The following is a 25,241-nucleotide window of genomic DNA, read 5'->3' as shown; positions in this document are numbered from 1 at the left end:
TGTTTAGACGAATATTATAACGTTTTTGATCAGCCTTTATCCGCTAAATATTTGTATTTTAGCGGATAAATAAAAAATGTTGATATGAGAATGAAGAATTGGCTCCTGTTTCTGATGATACCTGTGATTGGCACGGGTTGTGCGACAATGGATCCGACATCGCGTACGATAGTGGGTTCGCAGGTCGGCATGTTGGCGGGTACGGTTACCGGTGCAGTGATCGGGCATGCGGCCGGAGGATATCGCGGAGAGGCGATCGGTTCGTTTGTAGGATCGGTCGGAGGGACAGTTCTGGGGGCTGCCGCCGCTTCCTCTCAAAATCAACGTGACAGGAATACAGCGAGTGCCAGAGAGTATCAGGTCCCCTATCTGGTTATTGAGGATATTTATCTGGAAGACCGGAATAACAATCAGATCGTAGATGCAGGAGAAAGTTGCCGCATCTCGTTTATCTTATCGAATGAAGGGAGACAAACGGCTTACAATATTGAGCCTGTTATCAAGGTCGAACAGGGAGGCAAATATGTGAAACTTTCAAAGCCTCTTGTTATCCGTCAGTTACCGCCGCATAAAAGAGTCAGTTATACTGTCACCTTGCATGCTTCTCCTAAATTGAAAGCCGGAGAAATAGTGCTGTCTGTCCGTTTGAAGTCTTCAGACGGTTATCTGACGGATAAGGAGACTTTTACATTGCCAGCCGGAAGATATTAGGCATTTATTTTTATAAGAAAACATCAGGCAATGATTATAGAACAAGGCACAACGCATCATCTTGACGAACTGGAGGTTCTTTATGACGGGTTGAATGACTATCTGTCTTCCACGGTAAACTATCCGGGATGGATAAAACATATATATCCTGTCAGGGAGACGGCCATGCAGGGGATTGATGAGAAATGCTTGTTTGTTGCCATTGAAAATGGAACTGTTGCCGGAAGTATTATATTGAATCATGAGCCGGAAAAGGCTTACAGTCAGGTTCGCTGGCTGGTTGAGGCGGAATATGCTGATATTCTGGTGATCCGGACGTTGGTTGTACATCCTTCATTTTTGAAACAGGAGGTGGCGACCCGATTGATGGAGTTTGCTAAACAATATGCGGTTAGTCACCGGATGAAATCGATCCGGTTGGACGTGTCAGTCGATAATACACCAGCTATTAGCCTTTATAAAAAACTCGGTTATCAATATATTGGGACTGTTGATCTGGGACTGCCTTATGAGCATTTGAAATGGTTCCAACTTTATGAATTGGTTTTATAACGCTTGTCCGATGAAAAAGTCAATACCCCGCTATACATTTTATAAGCACAAGTATGGTAGTGAGTTACTGGTGGATGTTGTCGAACTGAAAAACATCAAGAAGTTTCTGGATATCAATCCGGTGCATACGCTGACTTACTATGACATTACTTTTGTCACCGAAGGTTCTGGCTCTTTTTCAATTGATAACCAACAGTATGACGTCTGTCCCGGTGATGTGATTTTTTCAAAGCCGGGGGAGATACGTCATTGGGATAAAGATCATATTATAAATGGGTATGCACTTATTTTCGAGGAAGAGTTTCTTTCCTCTTTTTTCAAAGACGACCAGTTCGTTCAGCATCTCAGTTATTTTGATCCAGACAAAACTGCGGCAAAAATACATCTTTCGGAATCAGTTTCCAGTCGTATCTTCCAACAGATATGTAATATAAGGGATGAGATCGGTCTGTCCTCCCGGAATGGTGACCATGTGTTGAGGGCACTGCTTTATGAGGTTCTTATGCTCCTTGACAGGGGATACAAGGAGGAAGAAGGGAAAACGGATATAGTGAAGGGGCGTAACCTTCATCTTACTAACTTTATCCGTTGGGTCGACAAGTCTTTTAAAGAACATCGTGCAGTCAGCTATTATGCTGATAAATTATGTATTACGCCGAATTACCTGAATGAAATGATTACGGCCTCCATGCAGGTCAGTACCAAACAATATATTCATAACAAAGTGATGGGAGAGGCCAAAAGGATGCTGACCTATACTGATTTACCCGTCTCGGAAATAGCCGCCCGGCTGAACTATGATACTGTATCTTATTTTATCCGTTCATTTCGTCAACATGCCGGACAAACTCCATTGGCATACAGAAAAATGCACAAACCGTAAAAAGTGACATTTTCTCCCTGTTTACTGTTGCATCCGGGATAGCTTCATACTCTATTTTTGCCCTTATTATAAACGAATAACAGTTTAATTATGAGAGATCCGGAAAAGACGATAGGTAATATCGTTGACAAACAGACAGTTTCATTCCTCGGTTCGGTTGATGAGGAAGGTTTCCCTAATATCAAAGCAATGCTTCAACCTCGTAAGCGGGAAGGAATCCGTACATTTTATTTTACTACCAATACATCTTCCAGGCGTGTGGCTCAGTTCAGGGAGAATGACCGTTCCTGTATTTACTTTTGCGACCGGCGCTTTTTCAAAGGCGTGATGCTGAAAGGAACAATCGAAGTCCTGACCGATCCGGCAAGCAAAGAATTAATCTGGTTGCCGGGAGATACAATGTATTATAAAGAAGGTGTTACCGACCCGGATTATTGTGTGTTGAAATTCACCGCTTTTTCGGGAAGGTATTACAGTGGGTTCAAATCCGAGGATTTTAGTGTTGAGTAGCCGTACGGATAAATTCACTTTGTTCCCCTGAATATGTCACTGTCAATTGATGCATTGCTCGGGTTACTGCCACATAAAGCATGCTTTTATCGATTTCCGAACAGTAATTTGTCTTATTGGTTTGGGGGATGATTACTTCATCGAACTCCAACCCTTTTGCCATATGGGAAGAAGTGACGATGGTGCCATTTATGAAAGCGGAACTTTGACTGGACAGGAAATATATGTTTTCGATTTGTTTTTGAAGTTTTTCTGCCATTTCTTTTGCCTGTAATTCAGTTTTGCATACGATTCCCAATGATTTGTAATCTGATTCTCTGAATACAGAGACCAAATGAGCGATGGCGGATATTTCTTCTTCAGCATTTCCGAACCGGAGAATTTCCGGCTTTTTGCCATGACGTACAACTGGTATCAGTTCGTCATTAGAACGTATCTTTTGGGCAAAGCCGGTTATTTCGACGGTCGAACGATAACTTTTGCATAATTTCATGACCTCTCCTGCAGCAAATGCTTTGCGAATCATTTCGGCTGTTGATGAACCATAGGGATTTACCGATTGGCATGCATCGCCGAGAATAGTTTTCCGGCAGGGATAAAGTTTTTGAATTACCTTAAATTGGATGGGCGAATAGTCCTGCATTTCGTCTATCAGGAGATGTTTGATATGGGAATATGTCGTGTTTCCGTCCAACGACATGTGCAGGTAGGCCAACGGGGCAAGGTCCGCATATTCAAGGATATGGCCTTTGCGCAGTTTAAACATTTCAGGTTTCCCGGTCCATTTGAAAAAGTCTTTATATACCTGGAGATCGTTGTTTCCGCCGAACATCTTTTTTATCTCTTTTTTCAGCAGGTTCTTTTCTGACGTGGTTACGGATATGTTGTATTGGATTTTCATCATATCCAGTATGTAATCAGTCATTGTCTCAAACCGTTGTCGCATCGGATAACGGTTGAATCGTTTGAACTGTTCCTCGATGAAGCCGGCGGGGATGGTGATATGTCTGGTGAGCCGGACATCTGTAGCCTTGAAATAATTGTTTTCCATGTGGAGGATGAATTTGTCCAACAGGGAAATGAAATCGAACGATGCCTTGTATTGTATTCGTTCGATAAAATCCCGGGATGGTTTTTCCAGCAATTCGGTTACCTGGTCGAAGAAATTCCGGTATTTATATTTATTTTCGAGTAATTCCGAAAGGATTTGTTCCATACTGGTTTCAGGAACTGTCTCTTCTCCGAGTTCGGGTAGTACGTTGGATATGTAATCGGCAAAGACTTTATTGGGGGATATAATCAGAATATCCCTGGAAGAAATATTTCCTTTCAGGGTGTAAAGCAGATAAGCGATACGATGCAAGGCAATGGAGGTTTTACCGGAACCGGCTACTCCCTGTATGATAAGTACGGGAGCTTCTTCGTTACGGATAATTTGATTCTGCTCACGCTGGATAGTCGTTACGATATTCTTCATTTTGTCGTCGGCATTGGCACTGAGTTCTTTCTGTAGAATATCGTCATGGACGGTGAGGGAACTTTCAATCATATATTCCATCCGGCCTTTACGGATGCGGTACTGGCGTTTGAGTGATATTTTGCCGTTGACTTCGCCGTTCGGGGAGGTGTAGGAGGCTTCGCCCAGTTCATGGTCGTAAAACATGCTTGAAACCGGGGCTCTCCAGTCGTATATCAGATTGGTCCTGCTTATGGAGTCGTAGAATGTGTGTATTCCAATGTAAACAGGTGTGGTTTGACTGCCATCTTTCTCTTCTTTGAAATCTATCCGTCCGAAATAGGGAATATCGAGAATCCGGCCTAACCGTTTGCGTTTATCGATGACGTTTTCTCCCAATGCGAAATGGTTCAGGATACTTTCACGCATGGAACGAATCTCGTGTGGGTCTATGTCTTTGTTAGACCATAAATAATCCTTGTATTCTTGCAGGGTGTCTACATGGTCTTTAACTGATTTGTCGGTATTGTTAATCGTAGCGTGTATGATACTGAGTATCTTTTGTAAATATTCTTTTTCCTGTTTTTCTGTTTCGTTGAATACCATAGCTGTCTTGTTGTTATATTAAAATGATTGGAAAGGACGGACAAAGTTACATGAACCGACCTGTCTATTAAATAGTGATTTATAGCTATATTTCCGGCCTTTTTCATACTTTTGCGTGCACATTAAAAATACAAAAATGGATATTCTCGATATAGCACGGCTGAATCAGCAGCGGGCCTGGAAAGTAGTGGAGGACAGCGGCGTTATCCCCGCCTGGGAAAGTATAGGGGCTGAAATCAATCTGGTTGGTTCTTTAAGTACGGGGTTACTGATGACGCACCGGGATATTGATTTTCATATTTATACCTCTCCGTTGGAATTATCAGACAGTTTCCGGGCGATGGCAAAACTGGCGGAGAATCCGTCTGTCAAAAAAATAGAGTGTGCGAACTTGTTACATACGGTTGAAGAGTGCGTGGAGTGGCATGCCTGGTTTCAGGAACCGGAAGGTGAACTTTGGCAGATAGATATGATTCATATCCGGAAAGGTTCCCGATATGACGGTTATTTTGAAAAGGTAGCCAAGCGAATCGCTGCTGTTCTGACGGATGAAACAAGACGGGCTATCCTGCAACTGAAATTTGAAACACCTGTAACGGAAAAGGTCATGGGAGTGGAGTATTATCAGGCTGTTATTCGTGACGGTGTGCGGAGTTATGCCGAATTTGAGGAGTGGAGAAAACAATATCCGGTTACCGGTGTGGTGGAGTGGATGCCGTAAGCCGGTTTAACAGTCCAGATTCCAATCCGGCATTTATCGCTTCGATGGAGTTTTGAACTCCTAATTTATGTAACAGGTTCTGACGGTGGATATTTACTGTATGGATACTGATGCATAGTTTATGAGCGATTTCCTTACTTAGCAGTCCTTCCTGGATAAGATGTAATATCTCCGTTTCCCGCGGAGTGAGAATCGGTTGCCGACGGGGCGGGAGGGAAGGGGAGAACATCTCTCCGTTCCTGAGGTTGAGGACGGTACAATCTACCCCATCTGTCTCTTCCTGGTTGGGTGAAATGTCCATATTCCCTAATATAAGCCATGCTTTTCCTGCTGCGTCCTGTTCCATTACCTGATGTTTACTGATGACACGTACGTATTGTTGACGGATGTTGCGGACACGGAAACTGTAAATATTGCAATAGTTGTTCCGTTCAGCGGCAGGGAGGCTGTAAATGAATTCTCCCAACCGGATTTGGAAAGCCTCCAGTTGCTGGCGATCGTCCGGATGGATACGTGATTCCAGATAGTCACCCTGTTTTTCGAGAGTGGCAATTTTATGGCTGTCATATCCCAGCAAGTCGGAAAAGTTTGAGGAAGCGAAAGCATATCTGCATTTGTAGACATCGACAACGAAGGTACAGGTACGATTTATTTTCGCCATTTGCAGGAGCATGGCTTTGTCTCGTTCCCAAACGGCGTAATCGATGCCGGTAGCTGATAGGTTTTGTCTGGCCCATAATTCTTCGCGAGTGATATTGTCTGGCTTCATTGAAGTTCCCTCCATTTCTCCTGGGGATTTTCTTCTCCGTCAAAATAACCGGATTGCGCGGATTTATTGAATATCTCACCTGACGGAACAAGATATATTTTATCGGAATCCGGATATTCACAAATGTCATGTCCGATAAATGTCCTTATATCAAGGTATACGCAGGGTTCTGTCGTGTGATTGTATAATTGATGTGCTCCGGTTTCACCTTTTTCGAAAAAAATCAAATCTCCGCTGCTTACGGCTTCTAACCCTTTAGGTGTTCTTAAGGTGGCAGAGCCGGAGATAATCAAGAATAATTCTTCTGCGTATCGGTGGAAATGGTACGCAGAACAGTATTGTCCGGGATTCAGTTGACGCAAGTCGAAATTTAAATTTTCCGGTTCCACTCCTTTTTGGGTTCTGGAGATGTCTGTGAATAATTTGAAAGGCTCAATCCTGTTCGGATTTTCCTGAAAGTTTCTTTCGGTTGATTTTAAAATAGTAGCCATGATTTTGTCTTTTAGTGATTTTGTTTTTAAGAGGGTGAAGTTATTACAAATTATCTCTATTCATGTAGCAAATATAGTTTGTAAAGCGTAATTTTACAGATATTTTACTCCAAATATTAAAAACAGCGAAGGTATGGACTTTTTAGAACTAACAAAGAAACGCTTTTCAGCAAGAAATTATAAGTCGGATAAGGTCGAACAGGATAAGATAGATTATATTATTGAATGTGCCCGGTTAGCTCCTTCTGCGGTAAATTATCAACCGTGGCATTTCATGGTTGTAATCAGTGAAGAACAGAAAAAGAAGATACAGCAATGTTATAATAGAGAATGGTTTGCAAAAGCACCAGTCTATATCGTGGTATGTGCTGATAGATCGGAAGCCTGGGTACGTAAGTCTGATAATAAAAATCATGCAGACATCGACGCCGCCATTGCAACAGAACATATTTGTCTTGCTGCTACAGAAATGGGATTAGGTAGTTGCTGGGTTTGTAACTTTGATTTGGATTTACTTAGAACAAACTTTCAATTACCAGCTGAAAAATATCCGGTAGCGATTATACCATTGGGATATATCGCAGAACAACCCGAATGTTTCTCAACTCGGAAGGAGAGGGGGGAAATAGTAACGGTGTATTAAATGGGGGCGTATGGTATAGATAAAATATGATATTAGAGAACATTCTAATCAACGAAGTAGGTTTATCGTCCGATTTATATGGAAGGCTGATAGATACATGCGATAAAGTTTTTTTGAAGCGGAAAGACTATTTATTGCATCAGGGACAAATCTGTAGATTTATAGGCTTTGTGGAATCGGGAGTTTTACGCTCTTACATAGAAAAGGAAGGAGACGATTATATCAGTGACTTTTATTTTGAAGGTTCATTTATCACATCTTATAGAAGTTTTCTAACTAAAGAGGCAAGTGTAGGAAGCATACAGGCATTGGAAGACTCGGTTATATATTGTTTATCTAAAACTAATTATGACCAATTACTACAAGCCTCGAATGAGTGGTATAAATTGGGAAAATATATAGCAGACACTCTCTTTATTAAAAAATGCAGGAAAGAGACATCATTACTTATGGATAATGCTTTAGACAGATATAAATTACTTCTACAAACTTATCCTAATATAGAACAACATGTATCACAATATCATATAGCATCATATCTTGGAATAAAACCTGAATCATTGAGCCGTCTTAAATCTCTTAACATAGGTCAATGAAATAAGCTCTTGCTCTGTCCTATCTTTGCAGCAAACAAATCTATCATGAATAAGATAGCAGTATTCATTGTATTAATCATTTTAAATTGTTGCACAAGTATGGAAAAAGAATAACGTAGCAAGAACCAATCTTCTTTCTATTCAATTGAAGGAAAAGCAAGGTTTATCAAAAGTCGAAATTAAAAGAGTCGTTATTCCGCAAAGTGGAAAGGCTGAGTATCATTTACATCCTTGTTCAGTTGTGGGGCATGTTGTTTCAGGTACTTTATCGTTCCAGGTTGAAGGAGAAAAAGCTCAATTGCTAACAGGTGGAGAAGTATTTTACGAACCTAAGAATAAGCCTATACTGCATTTTGATAATGCATCAGATTCCGAATTTTTAGTGTTCATTGCATACTATTTAATAGAAGAGTGTGAGGATTTAATAGTGTTATTACCTGAAAAGTAAGCTCTCTTCGGATAATAATTGTTTATTTTGCAATAAATACTCGTTATTATGCCTGAAAGTATTTCGTAATTCTATAAAAGGATACAGCTTTGTCCTTCTCAACCGGATGCTATTTATTCTAAGGAGAAACCCTACTTTAATATTTTCTCCCGGTAATGTAATTTTGGAACAGTACAATTCAGTTACAGAGAGTTTTATAAAATTACATTGATTATAGGTGTGGGAAAACTATATTATGCAGATAAATGGATTTTGGTAAACCGTCCTGCATTGTTGTTTTCCAATCCTTTGGTTCCTTATGCTTGGGAATCAATCAGTGAAGAACAGAAAGGAATGTTTTGCATTTTCAATGAACAGTTTGTGCAGTCGGAAGAAAAAAACGGTTCGTTAGCCAATACCCCATTATTTAAAATAACAGGAGATAAAGTCTTCTTTTTGGATGATACGCAAGTTGATAAAGTGCTGGATATATACATGCAGATGCAGGAAGAAAACCAATCCGGCTATGTGAATAAGTCTGATGTGTTGCGATGCTACCTTCATTTGTTGATACATACAGCCTTGAAAATGCAAGATTTCAATCAGTATGAGTCGTTCCCGAATGCTTCACAGCGTATTACTGAATTATTCATAGAATTGTTAGACAGGCAATTCCCGGTTGATTATCCGCACGCGATATTAAATTTACGTACTCCTGCCGATTATGCAAACCGCCTGTCTGTGCATATTAATCATTTAAATAAAGTCGTTAAAGATACGACAGGAAAAACAACCTCTGAGATGATTGCGGAAAGAATAACCAAAGAATGTACGCAATATTTGTTACACAGTAATCTTTCTATATCAGAAATAGCGTATAGTTTGGGATTCGAAACGGTCTCTTATTTCAGTAAATTTTATCGTAAGCATACTGGTAAATCCCCTAGTGAAATCAGAGAACAGGCAATTATTTGATTTGTGCAAATGATGCTTTGAATTGTATCATTCAATCTGAATGCCTCTCCTTAATTTTGTACCGACTAGAAATATAAATTATGAAGTACAGAAAATTAGGTAAAACAGGAGAGAACCTGTCCGCTATCGGATTAGGTTGCATGGGAATGAGTGCTGCGTATGGAGTAGCTGATGAAAAAGAAAGCATCAAAACATTGTACCGTGCATTGGAGCTTGGCGTCAACTTTTGGGATACAGCTGATGTGTATGGCAATGGTGCTAATGAGCGATTATTATCTAAGGTATTGGCTGAAAGAAGAAATCAGATTTTTATAGCAACGAAATTCGGTTTCCGCTTACGTAATAATCAAGGCAGTGTGTTTGCCGGTGGCGAGAGTTATGTGGATGCTTCTCCTAAATATATGAGACAAGCAGTAGAAAGCAGTTTGAAAAGGCTGAATATTGAAACCATAGACTTGTACTATGCACATCGGATAGACCCGGCAATACCGATTGAAGAAACTGTTGGTGCTATGACTGAACTGGTGGGAGAGGGGAAAGTGCGTTATTTAGGATTAAGCGAATGTTCATCCGAATCATTGCGGAGAGCTTATGCCGTTCATCCTATATCAGCCGTTGAAAGTGAGTATTCCTTATTAACCCGTGATGTGGAAAAAGAGATGCTACCCTTAACTAAAGAATTGGGAATAACTCTAGTTCCGTTTTCTCCACTAGGCAGAGGATTGGTCACCAATACCATTGATGTTAAAGCTTTAGGAGAAAATGACTTTCGAAAGCATTTACCTCGTTATAATAGCGAACATTGGGAGAATAACCGCGGTTTAGCTACCGGACTGGCAACTATTGCGAAAAGTAAAAACATTACTCCTGCTCAACTTGCTTTGGCTTGGTTGTTAGCGCAAAGTGAAAATATTGTACCCATACCGGGTACAAAACGTATGAAATATTTAGAAGAAAATGCACAGGCAGCTAATATCGGGTTGTCGGAAGAGGATATGACAGAGATAAAGCAACTTGTACAGAAATTCCCTAATATTGGAGATAGATACAATAAGTATGATTTCGAATTTGTAAATAAATAGACTGTACGGCTGGATTATACTTATGGTTTAGTGCGGGTTAAACGGAACGCAGAAAATCAGAAAATAGGTGTGTTTTTAGTCCAAAAGGAGTCTATTTTAAACGAAAAAGCAGTTACTTTTAAAGTAACTGCTTGATTTTCAGTGGTGCCACCAGCAACCGAAAGTGGGTTGATATGGCACTATCTTTCAGTAAGTTATATTTTTATTACGATGTAAGTCCCTTGAATAAGGTCTTCACAGCTTTGCACCGTTCAACACAAGTTTGTATCTTGGGTACGATTTCTGAATGCAAAGATAGGGATTTATTTTAAGCCTTTATCTTAGATATATATAATAATTCTTCAATAGCAACTCTGTATAATGTTATTACTTCGTCTATGTACGCCTTTTTTGCATTATATTGAATTTTATGAGCCGATAAGTTTCCTAACATTCTAAATCTGTCAAGTACAGATAATACCTCTTTGGAAAGAGAAAAACGTTTATGTTGTATAATATCATTGATTATTACGCTGAGATTCTTATATCCATCTCCATCTTGTATTACTGTGATATTTCCAGTTGCTTCATAAGAGTGAATTAATAATATTTCTAACAATCGTCTCATTAGTACAGAGCAACCGTCATATATATTATGTTCATATGAAGCATTAATTTGTTTCCCTAATGTTTCAATATATCCACGAGTGTTTTCATATAGAGAAGTAGGGAGAATTAATCCTTCACATACAACTTCTTCTGTTTTAAGGAGAAATTGATTAAATTCTGCATCAAGCTCTAATAGTAAAGTTCTTGTTGGTTTATATCCTCCTCCCTTAATAGATAAGATATTTCGATGTTTTCTTAAGTCTTCTTTTAAATAAGTTACATTATATTTAGGGAGATTAGCTTGCTCAAAATAAGAATTTATTTTTTGAGTACTACATTCTTGTCCCTCTTCTAATCTATAATGCAACCAAACAAAAGCTGCTGCAACATCTTTTTTTGCAGAAAACCTTTCGCAAATACAATGAATTAATGTTGAGGAATTATTTATCATTATTAGGTGATTTACGTTTTGTATTACGAGGTTTCCTTAGCTTAGTCTCTGACTTCCCAGTAGCAATCAGTTGTATTTGTTCAATTCCTGCACTTGTTATGATAAACTTGGTTTTAGTTATAGCAGAAATATAAGATTGCTGTATGAGATTATCGATATTTTTTGAAAGATTCTTATTTCTCCCTTCTGTATATATACTTTCCTCTCTGTATGCGTCCATTATAGAAGAACGTTCTATTGGAATTGTCCCATTATTAGATTTATAATATAATATCATCAATAAGATTTCCGTTTCATTTTTTGTATATTGTTTGGTCATCAGTTCATACAATGACGGAATATTATCTTTTGTAATAGAAGCAGGTTCAGCATTAATCGTTTCAACTTTTGTCTCTTTATTTGTAGGGGGTAATTGCTTTTCTGCCCCTATAAACTGATTTGTAGGGACAGTAGGCTTATATGATTGATCAATAAAACCATATTTGTCTAGTAAATAACGAATAACTCTTGTTTTACTTTCATTGTCTAATCTTGATAAAGCTTTAGCACATTTTGCTATAGCTTCAATCTCCAAATCTTCATCATCAAAATTGCTCATATTGCTCATATTTAATTATACATTACTAATATATTACTTTTTATTTTTAAATTTAATTTTTCATTAGAAAATATCCTCCAGTTTTAGGTGCTCCCCTAAATTCTATCAGTTCTTTTTCATTCAATGACTTTAAATAGCGCATGGTTGTTCTCCAACTTTTAGAAATACTTTCAGCTATTTCCGAAGCATTTAATCCCGGTTTCGTTTTAAGTAAATCTATTATCATTTGCTCATTCTCATTTACTATGCCATTTACTATGCCATTTACTATGCCATTGGTGACATAGTTCTTTACCTGACGTTTGAATACAACCGTAAACATCCCGTCCGTATGAAATTCAGGTTCAGGAAGATTAGCTTCTTTCATGGCTTCCTGCATACGGGGAATACCGGATGCAACCCTTTCCACCAAATGCATGCGGGTAAATAATCCAAAGATTAAGGGGTTACGTGTCATACTCTTGTGCCCGAAATCTTTAGCTACGATAGGCAAAAGCCCTCCGGGATTAGAAACCTCTACCCGGTCATCAAACATTTCTATTGTAATGGTTGCTCCCTGTTCGTAATAATCACGATGTGAGAGAGCGTTAATAATGGCTTCTTTAAACACAGTAAGAGGAATTTCCCAAATTTCTTCTCTTGGTCCTGCTCCCTCAATTTTATAAGCTACTTGCAGTTTACTTTCCAGCCATGCCATAGCCTGCAAATATTGTTGGTATAGTGGACCGCCAAAGGTTTTATCATCAATGATATATACTTTGGTTGTTCCTTTGAAAAGGATACATCTTGTTACTGCGTGTGGAAACTTTCGTTCAGGTTGTTTCCCAAAGAACATGGCTGCTCCATTCTTGGCTACTCCTTTATCCGTAAACAGTTCTAAATTCTCAAATATCTGTTTGTTGGCAGTCGATGGACTTAGCTTTGCTTCCGTGCGAAAGTCTTTTATCGCTTGTTCGTCTGCATCTGTGTAAATGTTGAACCATGAACAAGGGATAGCATCAAAAAAAATTTTGTTGCATTCCTGAAAGAAACTGCGCATTTCTTCGACAGTACGAAGTTTCTGTGAGTTTGCTCCCTCACGCACAAAGATAGAACCGGAAAATATATAAGGTTTATCTTTCCCAGACGGAACATCAATTACCCATACTGTCTTATCCTCGATATTTACCGCATACATATCACAATGGAGAGCCGGAGATATTTCACTGATAGAGCCTTGAATGGCTGAACGTTTGTCATTTTCCAAACCTGTACCAATAATCTGTCCGTTATCATCTACGCCGATAAGCAAATATCCTCCGTCAGCATTAGCGAAAGCGCAAATTTCCTCTGTTAGTTCACGAACTTTTGAAGGTACACGAACTTTAAACTCTACATTATAGCCTTCTCCGCTATTGATGAGTGATTGTATGGTTTCTGTATTTGTCATAGACATCTATAAATATAATGCAAAAATAGTCATTTCTATTGTTTCAATAACTCTAAAAACAAGGATATGTATATGGTTTACTTCAAATTGTTCTTTCTGAAATTAGAGGGGCTGCATCCTCTATACTTTTTGAAAAACTTATTAAGATGGCTCTCATCGGTAAATCCCAATTCTTCAACGATTTCACAAATTCTCATTTGACTATGCAATAATCTATTTTCTACTAACTTTAGTTTGTAGTTTAAAATGTATTGCTGCATAGTTTCATTAGTATGTTTTTTGATATATCGTCCTAAATAATTCTCCGAAATGCCAAAATGTTGGCTTATATCTTTTGCTCTGATTTTACCTGTTTTATAGATGTTTGCTTGAATATACTGCAATATGTCAAGCGATTTGTCCTCAGAGCATTCATCCACCTGTTCAGGCAAGAACATTGCGATATTGCGTGCTACCACAATAATAATCGTATTAATTATTTGTGTTATAATCTCCTTGCTGTATAAATTTCGGTTAATATATTCCCTGATAATCGCTTCAATCATGGGTTTCACCAATAGCTTATCTACTTTATTTCTTAGTATACAACCGGGTTGATGATTAGCATGTTGAAGAATAAACTCCAGTCTTTGGATATTTTCAGCACCGAAAACAGAAGAATGTATATATATGTCGTTAAACTTGATGTCGACAAACTTAGTTGTTGTATGGATTTCGAAAGAATGCGTATCTCCGGGAGTAATCATAAACAAATGTCCGTCATGATAAGGAAACATATTGTTGTTAATCCATTGGATGCCTGTTCCTGAAAGAATATATACTAATTCAAAAAAGGTATGTTCATGCTCTTTTAGCAAGGATTCGTCAAGCTCGCTAAAACTAATTTCGAATGGTTGATGTAGGTTTTCTCTTTTCATGCCATAAATATAGCCCTAAAAAACGGATTAATACCAAAATAACGAAAAATAATACCTAAAATTAGCCGAAAAATCGGTATAACTTTGCAATATATTTAAAATCATAGCTTATGAAAACTGAAATGGAAAAATGTTTGGCTGGTGAATGGTATGATTGCCACGACCCATTTTTTATGAATTTGAAGAGTAAAGCTCATCACTTGTTGATGAAATACAATTCTTTGCCGTATGAACAAAAGACTGAAAAACATGCCGTACTAAAGGAAATGTTTGGAAGCATAGGCGCAAATGTTTCTGTCGGTCATTCGTTTATATGTGATTATGGATGCAATATACATATCGGTGATAATGTCACCGTAAATACCGGTTGTACATTTGTCGATTGCAATAGGATTACCATAGGGAACAATGTGCTGGTAGCACCTAATGTGCAAATCTATACGGCAACTCACCCGGTAGAGTTTAATGAACGGCTTGTATTGACAGAAACCCCGGCTGGCTGTAAATATGTCCGTCGAACTTCTGCCCTCCCTGTCATGATAGAGGATGGCTGCTGGATTGGCGGTGGAGTAATTATTTTACCGGGTGTGACAATAGGGCAAAAAAGTGTGATTGGTGCAGGAAGTGTTGTCACCAAAGATATTCCGGCAAATAGCTTGGCGGTAGGAAATCCTTGCCGGGTGATACGGAAAATCAATCAAATGTAAGGTTATGATTAAATTAGTCGCCTTTGATTTAGACGGTACAATCGGAGATACAATTCCCATGTGCCTCAAAGCCTTAAAAAAGGCAGTAACCCCTTATGTTACTCTTAATGATGTATCCGAAAATGATATTTTAGAAACTTTTGGACTAAATGAAAAAGGAATGATAAAAAAACTTGTTGGTTATAATTGGGAAGAAGCCTTGAATGACTTCTACGTGATATACGAACAAATGCATATAATGTGCCCTCGTCCTTTTGACGGTATAACAGAACTGATTGAGAAGTTAAAAAAGAAATCTATTCTTATTGCTTTGGTTACGGGAAAAGGAGAAAAGAGTTGTACAATAACATTACGTCAATTTAATATGGACACGTGTTTTGATAAAGTAAAAACTGGAAATCCTTTCAAAAATAATAAAGCAGAGAATTTTAGGGAATTGCTTGCAGATTATAAGTTACAACCGGATGAAATGATATATATAGGTGATACAGTTTCAGATATTGTGTCTTGTAGGGAAGTTGGAATACGATGTTTATCTGCTTCATGGGTAACTTCTTGCTTAGATGCACAAAAATTAGAAGTTCACAATGCTGGGAATGTTTTTTATTCAATAGCTTCACTTGAATGCTATTTAATGGGATGACTGGAAAATTCACTCACCATTGCCCCCCTCCGTTCACTTTAAAGTGATCCCCCAAATTCACTCGAAAGTGCCCCCTTAAATTCACTTTAAAATGATCCCCTAAAAAGTGAGTTTCATTCTTGTTTACTCGATCTATAATTCTATTTTGTTTGTTAAAAACAAATAAAAGTCAGTTATGCCCAATAGACAATTAGGAATGGAAAAGATTCGTCAAGTGTTACGCTGTTACTCTCAGGGTTATGGGACCAAAAGTATCAGCAGTATGTTAACCGTTTCGCGCAATACGGTCAAGAAATACTTACAGGTATTTCAGCGCAGCGGTTTGGATTATGAAGGAGTACTGTCTCTATCGGACCAGGAACTCTCGGAGTTATTCCACGAAAAGACCAGAGTAAAGACAGAAAGCGAACGGATGGAAGAACTAAAGTCGTTGTTGCCCGAATATTGCAAGCGGCTTCAGAAGAAAGGTGTTACCCGTGAGGCTTTACATCGTGAGTACCTCTCTTCCCATCCGGATGGTTACGGACGCACCCGCTTCTATATTCTGATTCAGCAGCATATAGCCTGCAGCCGTCCCATCATGCATCTTGAACACAAGGCCGGTGATAAAGTGTTCATAGACTTCGCCGGTGACAAACTCTCCATCATCGACCTTGAGACGGGCGAAATCATCCCGGTGGAGGTTTTTGTCGCGATCCTTCCCTGCAGCCAGTTAACCTATGTGGAAGCGGTCATGAGCCAGAAAAAGGAGGACTTGATCCGTGCTTCGGAAAACGCCTTGTTATACTACCAGGGGGCTCCCTCCGCCATCATCCTGGACAACCTCAAGTCCGCCGTTACTAAGAGCAGTAAATACGAGGCCATCCTGAATGAGGACTTTGCAGCCTTTGCCGAACATTACGGCTGTACCGTAATTCCCGCCAGGGCTTACAAGCCACGTGACAAGGCACTGGTCGAGGGTGCCGTTAAACTGATCTATCGCAGTATCTATCCAAAGATACAGGAACGCGAGTTTTATGACCTTGATTCACTGAACGCGGCTATCCGTGTCGCCTTGGAACTCCACAACAACACTCCGCTGACAGACCGTAAATACAGTCGACGGGAACAGTTCGAGGAGATAGAACGTGATTCTTTACGCAAGCTCAATCCCATCCGTTTTGAACTCAAACAGCGTTACAGGGCTACCGTGATGAAAAACGGTCATGTCCGCCTGGGGGAAGACGCCCATTACTACAGTGTGCCTTGCGGCTATATAGGCAAGAAGGTCATCTTGTTATATACCTCACGCGAGGTATGCATCTATTACGGCTACGAGCTGATTGCTTCCCATACCCGCAACAGGGCCCGTTGCCGGTACACGACCCTGGAAGAGCACCTGGCTTCACACCATCGCTATATCACGGAATGGAACCCGGATAAATTTATACGTGAAGCGGCGGCTATTCATCCGGATGTGGAGGCATATATCCGTCAGGTTATGGAAGAGAAAAAGCATCCGGAGCAAGCCTATAAATCGTGTCAGGGCATTCTTAGCTTCGCACGCAGGGTCGGCAACACCCGATTGACCAATGCCTGCCGTTGGGCTACAAGTTACGGTCTGTACAATTATCCCATCATCGAGCGCATCCTTAACAACCGGCAGGATGAGTTCCCGTTGGAAGACAGTGCCGGGCAAGAAACGGAGATGCCTTCCCATGAGAATATCAGAGGAAAAGAATATTATCAATAAACCAACCAGATACAATATGGAAATGAATCAGGACACATTGGAAAAGATGTTAGGAATGAATCTTAAAGGTATGTATTATGCCTTTAAAACAAGTTTGGAAACACATCGGACAGAGAGCATGACTACCGACCAGTTCGTCTCATGGCTGGTCTCAAGTGAATGGGATGACCGCAGAAACCGCGCGGTAGAGAGAGCTATCCGTCAGGCCTCCTTCAGATACAAGGCCACCATTGAAGAAATAGACTTCTCAGTGGAAAGGGGGCTGGACAAGAATCTTACCCAGCGTTTGGCTGACCTTACGTTTGTCAGGGAACGCAAAGACATGTTTATTACCGGAAGTGCCGGAACAGGAAAAAGTTATCTGGCAACCGCTTTTGGCTTCCAGGCTTGCCAGAAAGGATATAAAGTACTATACGCCAACACATCCAGACTTATGGGGATGCTTAAGGTTGCCAAGGCAAAAGGTACAATCCTGCAAGAACTCAAGAAAATCGAGAGGTTGGATATGCTTATACTGGATGATTTTGGCATACAACCCTTCGATTCCCAAGGGCGGATGAACCTGATGGATATCATAGAGGACAGGCATGGTAAAAAATCCACCGTCATAACATCACAGGTCCCGGTAAGGGATTGGTATGACGTTATTGGAGAAAAGACGATTGCCGATGCCGTTCTGGACAGAATTGTACATCAGGCTATACGTATAGAGCTCTTCGGAGAGTCGCTACGCAAATGTAAAAGTAAAAAAGAATCGTTATATTTATAAACGAAATTTAATGTAGAACCCGGCATAACTGACAGGAAGAATACGAAGAAAACAAGAATGAACAGGATGGAAGAATGGAAAAATTTAACAGGGGTCAAATTGCTCTGAATTAAAGGGGCTACTTTGAGTGGATTTTCCACACCGAAGCCATGAAGCTGGCTAAATGCGGATATTCTTCTATGTAAATATCATACGGTCTGCGATACTTGACTGCCGGGGTGGTTATCAGGTTCTTTAGTGCGTTTTCATTCTGCTTGTTGAGTTCCTTTAGCTGGTCGTCGATGTTGATAAACAAGTACTCGGCTATCAGTGTCAGAATATCTTTGCTCTGTGGCTCTATCTTCCCGGTAAATAGATAATTTTTTAACGGTGACGGGCAAAGGTTATCCAGCCACCATGTTTTGAACTGCCCCTGCTTGTCGCCAGTAAGAACTAAACAAGTATGGTTTTGACAGCCTGTATCATTCATGGCATTGGCTACCACACCGACAAGCCATTTCGTAAAATACTCCTCCCACTTGCCGGGATTGGCTACTTGCACCGTGTTCAATAGTTTTTTGATATATCCATGTCCGGCAGGATTCAACAAGGGTAGGGCAGTAAGGTATTCCCGTATGGGATGCACCTTACTTACGAAATCGCTTTCCAATATCATACGGATGTTTTCGGCAGAGGTGGCAACGCCTGCGGTAACATCCAGTTTGCGCCTGAAAGAGTTCAAAGCAAACTTCGTGACTGGCTGATACAAACCGGAAGCATGTATAACCCGGTATTCTGTTCGGCTTTTCACAATATTAAACCGGAAGTCGTACAAGGAATTAAGCAGCCTTTCGATGCGCTCGTTCTTGGATAACCTACCCTCGATGTGTTCCGCTTCGTTATCTCTTTTCTCTTTCATCGGATAGTTTGTTGGAAGCTGGTACATATTGTTGCTGCATCCACCGCTGCAACTCGTCCACATCGAAACGTAAGGAGCGTCCACGCTTGACACATGGTATCGCTCCGCTGCTGGCTAAGTGGTAGAGGTAATTAACTGAATATCCGGTTATCCGGCTGGCTACGGATATTTTGACTAAAACAAATTGCCTGCTGTCCGGTTCTTCGGATGAAGAACTGATTACGGGGGAAATCATTTTTTCGATGTTTTCCAGCCGCTTGAAAATTTCTTCAAAAGGATTGTTCATGGTGCTTTGTTTTTTGAATTAGCACCACAAATAAAATAAGAAAAAATGGTAAAAAACAAAGTGTCAGGCGTTTGGAATTACTTTGCTCGGCTCTGCTTCAAAATACTATCAGACCATGAAAGTTCGTTTGTGTTCTTCACCTTATTATATTAGGAAATGGAATGTGAACGGAAATCTTTATATCATTTACTTTTTGCAACTGTTCTTATGCTTTTCAATATGCTGATAGGACAAGTGAGGACATATAAGGACATCTGCGGACAGTCTGAAACAAGCTATTATTCAAGGTTATATATTTGCATCAAACAAGAAAAAAGAAGTAAAATCAAAATATAATGAAATATGGAAATAGTAACCATTGAAAAGAAAATATTCGAGCTTTGGCAGGAAAAGTTTAACCACTTTATCCATCGTATGGATGCTCTTTGTACTCCTTTGCGAAGAAAACAGGATAAGTGGCTGGATAACTGTGAAACCTGCCGTTTGCTGAACGTGTCTGCCCGGACGATGCAAACTTATCGTGATACGGGCAAATTACCTTATTCGCAAATCAATAACAAGATTTATTATAAGGTTTCGGATGTGGAAACCTTTATGCAAAATCACGTAAAAAATAACTCTAAAAAATAGACCCTATGGATTTGATAACGAAAGATTCCAATACAACACAAGTATTGTTTTCATCCCTTGACCGGGTGTTGGAGAATGTGGAATACATGATAACGAATTATCGTCCGGTACTGGGTGGCGAACATTACCTGACGGGTGAGGAAGTCTGCCAAAAACTGTGTATCAGTAAACGGACTTTGCAGGATTACAGAAATACGGGACTGCTGGGATATGTGCAGCTTCCGGGAAAAATCATTTATCGGGAAAGTGATATAACAGATTTATTAAATAGCTATTATCGAAAATGAAATTCTGAAGCTTTGAAATATTGTTATCTTATTAAAAAAGTACCATAAATAATTAATTTTTATTCTTTTAGATATTATCTTTGCTTCTAAGATAATTTTATAGCAAATAGTATGATAGAAAAGATAAGTTGTCATGGTTATCGAGGATTTGCTCAAAAGCAGAGTTTAAAACTTGCGATTCCTAATGGTAAAAGAGGAAGTGGATTGACAGTGCTAATAGGACCTAATGGTGGTGGAAAATCTACCCTTGTTGAGTGTTTTTCAAAAATAGCAATGAATGACGTTTCTTTCACGGAAGGAAAAAGAAACAAATTGGCAGGAGATAAAGTTTCAATTGAAATTGCATATGAACATAAGCATGGAACTTTAGCTTCTGTTGTGGGTGGAGGTAGTGAAACAGAATGGAATGGACCAACAGAAAAACCTAAAATATATTATTTACCATCGAGAAGAGTTTTTAATCCTTACTTTTCAAGAAATTTATGGGATAGAAATACTTTTATTCAAAATCCTGAAATTAGTCAATTTCGAGGTAGTCAGTTGAATAATTTTACATATAGATTGTTTGATGCAAATAAACATTCTGCTGAATTTAATAAATTATTTTGGAAAATATTAGGGAAAGAGTTACATTGGACTATTGACCAGGATGACTCGGGAAATTATTATGTAAAAGTAAAGAAAGCTGATACTATATACCACAATTCAGATGGTTTGGGAGAAGGTATTGTTAGTTTACTTTTTATTGTAGATGCGCTTTTTGAAGCAAAGCCAGATGAACTGATTGTTATTGATGAACCTGAATTGAGTTTACATCCCCAACTACAGATACGTTTGCTAAATGAAATTTTAGAATTAACGAAATCTGTACAAGTAGTCATTTCTACTCATTCAGCAAATATGGTTTCTGTGGAAGCTGCGATAAACAAAGGAGAAATAGCTAGAGTTTTTGAAAGAGAGAATAGTTCTGTAATTGCTTGTATTGACGATGTATGCCGTGAATACTTCGCATCTTATAATAGCAATATTTATAATCCTCATACTATCGGAATTGATGCACGTTCGTGTTTTTTTGCGGAAGATGGTTTTATAATAACAGAAGGACAAGAAGATGTTTTGCTTCTCCCAAAAATTTTGAAGCAGTTAGATTTACCTAATGACATTGCTTTTTGGGGTTTTGGAGCAGGAGGGGCAAGTAGTATAACGCAAATCGCATATATTTTGAAATGTCTCGGTTTTTCTTATATTGGTGCCCTTTTCGATGGAGATAAAAAAGATGATTATAATAAATTTCTTAAAGATTATTCATCTATAGGCTATAAGGCATGGATTATTCCCGCTGATGATATTAGAGATAAACCAGCTTTAAACAGAGATTTTAAATCAGGATTATTAGATAGTAAAAATATCATTAAGCCTGAATACAATAATGAGGAATTAAAGCAAATGCTCGATGAGATGATACAGTTCTCTGCGCATCATCGATAAGATGAATTGTAAAGGGAATATGTCAAACTTTCCTTTTTAACCAAATCAGCCTCGCTGCAATTGTGGCGAGGCTGATTTTAGTTTATGAGAGCTTAGCTATCCTTTTTATACCGAAAGTAGCTTTTCAACAGCTTGCATGTCTTTTAATATCGTTTGGTCTAAAACCTTTGCATAATGTTGTGTCATTCGGGTGGATGAATGCCCTAACATCTTAGCCACATTCGGCTGTGACACGTTGTTAGACAGTGCAATAACCGAGGCAAAACTATGCCTTGCGGTGTGCGTGGTCAGATTTTTTCTAATTCCGCACAGGTCGGCAATTTCTTTCAGTAGGCTAGGCCAGCAGCGCTTTGCCACCTTGCGGTGGTAAGTTTCCACTAACCTGCCCCCGAACCGTACGTACATGTTTCCATGTATACGGCTCTCCATTGTCAACATAACTCTAGTTTCCATAGCTTTTGTGGATTAATGCATCACAGTCGTGACAGACCGCTAATGTTTTACGATGTCGTTTAATCATCATGGTATTCCATCTTGTATCAGCTTTCAGTTGATTGATGTTACGTACGTGATACATCACAAGGTCTCCCATTTTTCCACATAGTTCACATCTTCTCTCTTTGAGCCTTTCCACAAGTGTGGGGCAGGAAGATACATCGTGTTCGGTATATTGTCGTAATGGTTATCCTCATAGATGTCTGTGAAACGTTTGCATCTGAACCCACCGTTATACCATACTCTTTGTTTCTCGTTTCCTTTATTATCCTTATAAGGGATAACCACATCCGTCCCGTCCCTATACTTTTCGAGTATTTGTCCGACGGTTCTTTTGTGTTTTCGACCGAGCGTTTTAAGTATGCTGTACTTCATGAAATAATTAAACTTCCACCTCCAATAACTGATGTTGTCCGCAATGGAATAGTAGTTGTGTAATCGGTAACTTTGTCTCGTCAAAAATCGGAAAAGTAAAATCGACATGATTAGAAAAAAATAGCATTGTAATTTTGTAGTGCCAACTATTAATTACAATGCTATGACCGAGACTTCCAAATTAAAGAAGTATCTAATGTGGAACAAAGTTAAAGAATTATTTTCATCCGGCCTAAACAAAAGCCAGATAGGTTTGTCTTTAGGCCTTCACCGTCAGACGGTGTCCAAGTATCTGTCTATGACAGAAGATGAGTTCATATCTAGCCAGAGCTATGACCGGCATTACGGGCATAAGCTTGACGCTTACGAGACTTATGTAGTGGAGGAGCTTGTTAAATGGCCTTTTCTGTCCGCCCCTCAGATCCATGACAGGTTAAAGGAGAATTTTGTGGATCTTCCGGCAGTTACTCCCAAAACGGTTTTCAACTTCATCAACCGAATTCGTTTGACACATAATCTGCCCAAAGAGGTGGAAAAGAGTTACCGTCCCTATGAGAAGCAGCCTGAGACTCCTTATGGAGAATACGCCCAATGTGATTTCGGCGAGCGCTGGATGCGAACCTCTCAGGGGCAGTCTCTAAAAGTCTATTTCTTTGCGGTGTCCCTGAGCCGGAGCAGGTACAAGTTCGTGTATTTTAGCCGGACACCGTTTACCACCGCACTTGCTGTCTATGCCCATGAACTGGCCTTTGAGCACTTCGGAGGTATACCCCGGAAAATCATTTATGATCAGGACAAGGTATTGCTAGTTAAGGAAAACCTTGGCGATCTGGTGCTTACCAGCAGCTTCCGTGCCCTGGTTCGGGAACATGGCTTCGAGCCCGTATTCTGCCATAAGTCCGATCCCCAAAGTAAGGGTAAGATAGAGAACGTGGTCAAATATGTGAAGTACAACTTCCTTCGCGGTCGTGAGTTTATCGACATCGACCTGCTGAACAAGGATGTCCTGAGCTGGCTGGAACGTACAGCCAACGGTACGGAACACCACGGCATACGTCGTGTCCCTTCCGATGAGTTCGAGAGGGAAAAAACATATCTCATGCCTTATAAAGGAGTCCCTACAGTACCTTGTGAAAAGCTCGTGCCACATCATGTGCGCAAGGACAACGTGATAAATTACAGGGGCAACTATTACACCGTTCCTACGGGAACTTACCGCGGCTATCAGACGCTTGTCTATCTGGAAGAAAAAGAAGGCAAACTGCACATCTATAGCCATGATACGGGCAAACCCCTTGCCAGTCACAAGATAAGCGGTGACAAGGGACGCCTGATCAGCAACACCTCGCACCGGCGTGACCGAGAAGCCTCACTGAACGACTATGAGGCTTCTGTGCGCAAGGAGCTTCCCCAGAGCGCAGTGGTTGACGAATACCTCTCACAACTGCGCGTACATAAGGCTCGCAACTATCGCGACAACCTCCAGTTCATAGCCCGCCGGCATGGGGCATACTCCAATGCCACACTTACCCGGTCTTTCACTCAATGCCTTGAGGCAGGCGTCTTTAACGGATGCCGCCTGATGGAGGTAGCCGAGTACCTTAGAGTCCATAATGGGGAGGCTCTTATCGAGGTGCGGACGGAAACGGAACCTTTACCCCAGGCAGACACCTCCGGCATGACCCCTGAGAAAACAGATATATCAATCTTTAATACACTCTTCGTATGACAATCAACGAACAAATCAGAAGCTTGTGCTCACGCCTGCGGCTATACGCCCTTCCACGTCTGTTGGAATCCGAGGCTCATCTGGCACAGGAACAAGGAAAGACCCATGTAGAGTTCCTTCATGACCTGCTGGCCCGTGAGGTGCAAGAGAGGGACAGCAAAGACTTCCAACGACGTCTGAAAGCGGCGGCTCTGCCGGCAAGGCATGATCTCGACCTTTTTGACCACAACTACTCGCAAGGTATAACCGCCCCCAGACTACGCGATCTGCGCCGACTTGGATGGCTCGAGCAGAATTACAACCTGATACTTATGGGACCATCGGGTACAGGCAAGACCTTTATCGCCGCAGGCCTCGTATATGAGGCCGTAGGACAAGGATACAAAGCATATATGGTTACGATGGAGGATGTCATAAACACCATTAAGATGAAAAGCCTGATGCCTTCAGCCATGAGTGCCTATAACCGTCTGCTCAAAGCCGATCTGGTAGCCATCGACGACATCATGCTCTTCCCGGTGAAGAAAGAAGATGCTGCAGGATTTTTCAACCTAATCAACACGCTTCACGAGAAAGCATCGCTGATAATCACTACCAACAAGGCACCAACAGAGTGGGCAAAAACACTGGATGATGAAGTACTCGCTTCCGCTATACTTGACCGATTATTATATCACTGCGAGGTAATAAAACTCTCGGGACAAAGCTATCGGATGGGAAATCGAAAATCTATTTTTGAAACCGGAAAAGACTCATCTTTGGCTGGGGGTACCCCCAGCCAAAGATGACCAGTATCC

The 25,241-nt window shown here is 40.2% G+C and carries 28 protein-coding genes and 3 pseudogenes; 19 read left to right on the top strand and 12 right to left on the bottom strand.

What is annotated here, in order from left to right; genetic code table 11:
- The first annotated feature begins 84 nt into the window (after positions 1–84).
- The 4 genes from C825_RS23285 to C825_RS23270 all read left to right on the top strand — a co-directional run bounded on the left by C825_RS23285 (position 85) and on the right by C825_RS23270 (position 2,656).
- On the top strand, positions 85–711 hold the full coding sequence (locus C825_RS23285; protein WP_010800380.1) for a YMGG-like glycine zipper-containing protein: 627 nt from the start codon (positions 85–87) through the stop codon (positions 709–711).
- Positions 712–741: 30 nt separating this feature from the next.
- The gene (locus C825_RS23280; RefSeq protein ID WP_007653870.1) at positions 742–1,263 is read left to right on the top strand and encodes a GNAT family N-acetyltransferase; all 522 of its coding nucleotides are present in this window, start codon (positions 742–744) and stop codon (positions 1,261–1,263) included.
- A 10-nt stretch (positions 1,264–1,273) separates the two neighbouring features.
- On the top strand, positions 1,274–2,146 hold the full coding sequence (locus tag C825_RS23275) for an AraC family transcriptional regulator (RefSeq protein WP_180334984.1): 873 nt from the start codon (positions 1,274–1,276) through the stop codon (positions 2,144–2,146).
- 90 nt (positions 2,147–2,236) lie between these two features.
- On the top strand, positions 2,237–2,656 hold the full coding sequence (locus C825_RS23270; protein WP_007653865.1) for a pyridoxamine 5'-phosphate oxidase family protein: 420 nt from the start codon (positions 2,237–2,239) through the stop codon (positions 2,654–2,656).
- Here C825_RS23270 and C825_RS23265 read toward each other — a convergent pair.
- The gene (locus C825_RS23265; protein WP_010800378.1) at positions 2,643–4,718 is read right to left on the bottom strand and encodes a HelD family protein; all 2,076 of its coding nucleotides are present in this window, start codon (positions 4,716–4,718) and stop codon (positions 2,643–2,645) included. The genes C825_RS23270 and C825_RS23265 overlap by 14 nt on opposite strands.
- Before the next feature lie 136 nt (positions 4,719–4,854).
- On the opposite strand from C825_RS23265, the gene C825_RS23260 reads away from it, so the two are divergent.
- Entirely contained in the window at positions 4,855–5,439 is a 585-nt protein-coding gene (locus tag C825_RS23260) for a hypothetical protein (protein ID WP_007653863.1), read from the top strand.
- Here C825_RS23260 and C825_RS23255 read toward each other — a convergent pair.
- Positions 5,411–6,208 (bottom strand): LuxR C-terminal-related transcriptional regulator, encoded by a 798-nt coding sequence (locus tag C825_RS23255; protein WP_173012333.1) that lies wholly within the window; start codon positions 6,206–6,208, stop codon positions 5,411–5,413. The genes C825_RS23260 and C825_RS23255 overlap by 29 nt on opposite strands.
- Positions 6,205–6,699 (bottom strand): cupin domain-containing protein, encoded by a 495-nt coding sequence (locus C825_RS23250; protein ID WP_010800377.1) that lies wholly within the window; start codon positions 6,697–6,699, stop codon positions 6,205–6,207. Before C825_RS23250 ends, C825_RS23255 begins: the two co-directional genes overlap by 4 nt.
- Positions 6,700–6,832: 133 nt before the next feature.
- Between C825_RS23250 and C825_RS23245 the strand changes: the two genes are divergently transcribed.
- The 5 genes and pseudogenes from C825_RS23245 to C825_RS23225 all read left to right on the top strand — a co-directional run bounded on the left by C825_RS23245 (position 6,833) and on the right by C825_RS23225 (position 10,422).
- The gene (locus tag C825_RS23245) at positions 6,833–7,342 is read left to right on the top strand and encodes a nitroreductase family protein (protein WP_010800376.1); all 510 of its coding nucleotides are present in this window, start codon (positions 6,833–6,835) and stop codon (positions 7,340–7,342) included.
- Positions 7,343–7,368: 26 nt separating this feature from the next.
- Entirely contained in the window at positions 7,369–7,938 is a 570-nt protein-coding gene (locus C825_RS23240; RefSeq protein ID WP_010800375.1) for a Crp/Fnr family transcriptional regulator, read from the top strand.
- 145 nt (positions 7,939–8,083) lie between these two features.
- The gene (locus C825_RS23235; RefSeq protein ID WP_154278392.1) at positions 8,084–8,386 is read left to right on the top strand and encodes a cupin domain-containing protein; all 303 of its coding nucleotides are present in this window, start codon (positions 8,084–8,086) and stop codon (positions 8,384–8,386) included.
- Between the two features lie 81 nt (positions 8,387–8,467).
- Positions 8,468–9,340 (top strand): annotated as a pseudogene (locus C825_RS23230) (helix-turn-helix domain-containing protein).
- A gap of 80 nt (positions 9,341–9,420) precedes the next feature.
- Positions 9,421–10,422, top strand: coding sequence for an aldo/keto reductase (locus C825_RS23225; protein WP_010800373.1), 1,002 nt, complete (start codon positions 9,421–9,423; stop codon positions 10,420–10,422).
- 307 nt (positions 10,423–10,729) lie between these two features.
- On the opposite strand, the gene C825_RS23220 is transcribed toward C825_RS23225, so the two are convergent.
- From C825_RS23220 to C825_RS23205, 4 genes are all read right to left on the bottom strand, one after another.
- Entirely contained in the window at positions 10,730–11,461 is a 732-nt protein-coding gene (locus tag C825_RS23220; RefSeq protein ID WP_010800372.1) for a DUF4145 domain-containing protein, read from the bottom strand.
- The gene (locus C825_RS23215; RefSeq protein ID WP_010800371.1) at positions 11,451–12,059 is read right to left on the bottom strand and encodes a hypothetical protein; all 609 of its coding nucleotides are present in this window, start codon (positions 12,057–12,059) and stop codon (positions 11,451–11,453) included. The genes C825_RS23220 and C825_RS23215 overlap by 11 nt, the downstream gene beginning before the upstream one ends.
- Positions 12,060–12,111: 52 nt before the next feature.
- Positions 12,112–13,488: an AlbA family DNA-binding domain-containing protein gene (locus C825_RS23210; RefSeq protein ID WP_010800370.1), complete on the bottom strand. Its 1,377-nt coding sequence runs from the start codon at positions 13,486–13,488 to the stop codon at positions 12,112–12,114.
- A 77-nt stretch (positions 13,489–13,565) separates the two neighbouring features.
- Positions 13,566–14,405, bottom strand: coding sequence for an AraC family transcriptional regulator (locus C825_RS23205; RefSeq protein ID WP_008656803.1), 840 nt, complete (start codon positions 14,403–14,405; stop codon positions 13,566–13,568).
- A 110-nt stretch (positions 14,406–14,515) separates the two neighbouring features.
- Here C825_RS23205 and C825_RS23200 point away from each other — a divergent pair, with 110 nt between their 5' ends.
- From C825_RS23200 to istB (C825_RS23185), 4 genes are all read left to right on the top strand, one after another.
- Positions 14,516–15,112 (top strand): sugar O-acetyltransferase, encoded by a 597-nt coding sequence (locus tag C825_RS23200; RefSeq protein WP_010800368.1) that lies wholly within the window; start codon positions 14,516–14,518, stop codon positions 15,110–15,112.
- A gap of 4 nt (positions 15,113–15,116) precedes the next feature.
- Entirely contained in the window at positions 15,117–15,755 is a 639-nt protein-coding gene (locus C825_RS23195; RefSeq protein ID WP_010800367.1) for an HAD family hydrolase, read from the top strand.
- A 196-nt stretch (positions 15,756–15,951) separates the two neighbouring features.
- Complete coding sequence (gene istA / locus C825_RS23190; protein WP_044215222.1) at positions 15,952–17,487, top strand: IS21 family transposase; 1,536 nt, start codon at positions 15,952–15,954, stop codon at positions 17,485–17,487.
- A gap of 16 nt (positions 17,488–17,503) precedes the next feature.
- Positions 17,504–18,256, top strand: a complete 753-nt coding sequence (gene istB / locus C825_RS23185) for an IS21-like element helper ATPase IstB (protein ID WP_009038478.1) — start codon at positions 17,504–17,506, stop codon at positions 18,254–18,256.
- Positions 18,257–18,395: 139 nt separating this feature from the next.
- On the opposite strand, the pseudogene C825_RS23180 reads toward istB (C825_RS23185), so the two are convergent.
- A pseudogene (locus tag C825_RS23180) lies at positions 18,396–19,154 on the bottom strand (VapE domain-containing protein); the annotation flags it as partial.
- Positions 19,135–19,440 (bottom strand): helix-turn-helix domain-containing protein, encoded by a 306-nt coding sequence (locus C825_RS23175; protein ID WP_010800364.1) that lies wholly within the window; start codon positions 19,438–19,440, stop codon positions 19,135–19,137. The pseudogene C825_RS23180 and the gene C825_RS23175, both read right to left, overlap by 20 nt.
- A gap of 342 nt (positions 19,441–19,782) precedes the next feature.
- On the opposite strand from C825_RS23175, the gene C825_RS23170 reads away from it, so the two are divergent.
- The 3 genes from C825_RS23170 (at position 19,783) to C825_RS23160 (ending at position 21,845) form a co-directional block, all read left to right on the top strand.
- Positions 19,783–20,070: a helix-turn-helix domain-containing protein gene (locus tag C825_RS23170; protein ID WP_010800363.1), complete on the top strand. Its 288-nt coding sequence runs from the start codon at positions 19,783–19,785 to the stop codon at positions 20,068–20,070.
- A 5-nt stretch (positions 20,071–20,075) separates the two neighbouring features.
- Positions 20,076–20,357: a helix-turn-helix domain-containing protein gene (locus C825_RS23165; protein ID WP_010800362.1), complete on the top strand. Its 282-nt coding sequence runs from the start codon at positions 20,076–20,078 to the stop codon at positions 20,355–20,357.
- A 111-nt stretch (positions 20,358–20,468) separates the two neighbouring features.
- Entirely contained in the window at positions 20,469–21,845 is a 1,377-nt protein-coding gene (locus C825_RS23160; protein ID WP_010800361.1) for an ATP-dependent nuclease, read from the top strand.
- A gap of 105 nt (positions 21,846–21,950) precedes the next feature.
- Here C825_RS23160 and C825_RS23155 read toward each other — a convergent pair.
- The 3 genes and pseudogenes from C825_RS23155 to C825_RS23150 form a co-directional block, all read right to left on the bottom strand.
- Positions 21,951–22,181, bottom strand: a pseudogene (locus C825_RS23155) (tyrosine-type recombinase/integrase); the annotation flags it as partial.
- 106 nt (positions 22,182–22,287) lie between these two features.
- Positions 22,288–22,422, bottom strand: coding sequence for an HNH endonuclease (locus tag C825_RS27790; RefSeq protein ID WP_341464108.1), 135 nt, complete (start codon positions 22,420–22,422; stop codon positions 22,288–22,290).
- Positions 22,422–22,823 (bottom strand): group II intron reverse transcriptase/maturase, encoded by a 402-nt coding sequence (locus C825_RS23150; protein ID WP_232434961.1) that lies wholly within the window; start codon positions 22,821–22,823, stop codon positions 22,422–22,424. The genes C825_RS27790 and C825_RS23150 overlap by 1 nt, the downstream gene beginning before the upstream one ends.
- An 88-nt stretch (positions 22,824–22,911) precedes the next feature.
- Here C825_RS23150 and istA (C825_RS23145) point away from each other — a divergent pair, with 88 nt between their 5' ends.
- A complete protein-coding gene (gene istA, locus C825_RS23145; protein WP_010800358.1) occupies positions 22,912–24,444 on the top strand; it encodes an IS21 family transposase in 1,533 nt (510 codons plus the stop codon).
- Positions 24,441–25,232 carry an IS21-like element helper ATPase IstB gene (gene istB, locus C825_RS23140; RefSeq protein ID WP_010800357.1) on the top strand — a complete coding sequence of 264 codons (792 nt, stop codon included), beginning with the start codon at positions 24,441–24,443 and terminating at the stop codon, positions 25,230–25,232. Before istA (C825_RS23145) ends, istB (C825_RS23140) begins: the two co-directional genes overlap by 4 nt.
- The last annotated feature ends 9 nt before the right edge of the window (positions 25,233–25,241 follow it).

Source organism: Parabacteroides sp. ASF519, assembly GCF_000364265.2.
GTDB lineage: Bacteria > Bacteroidota > Bacteroidia > Bacteroidales > Tannerellaceae > Parabacteroides > Parabacteroides goldsteinii.
This window is presented reverse-complemented; position numbering and strand designations above follow the sequence as displayed.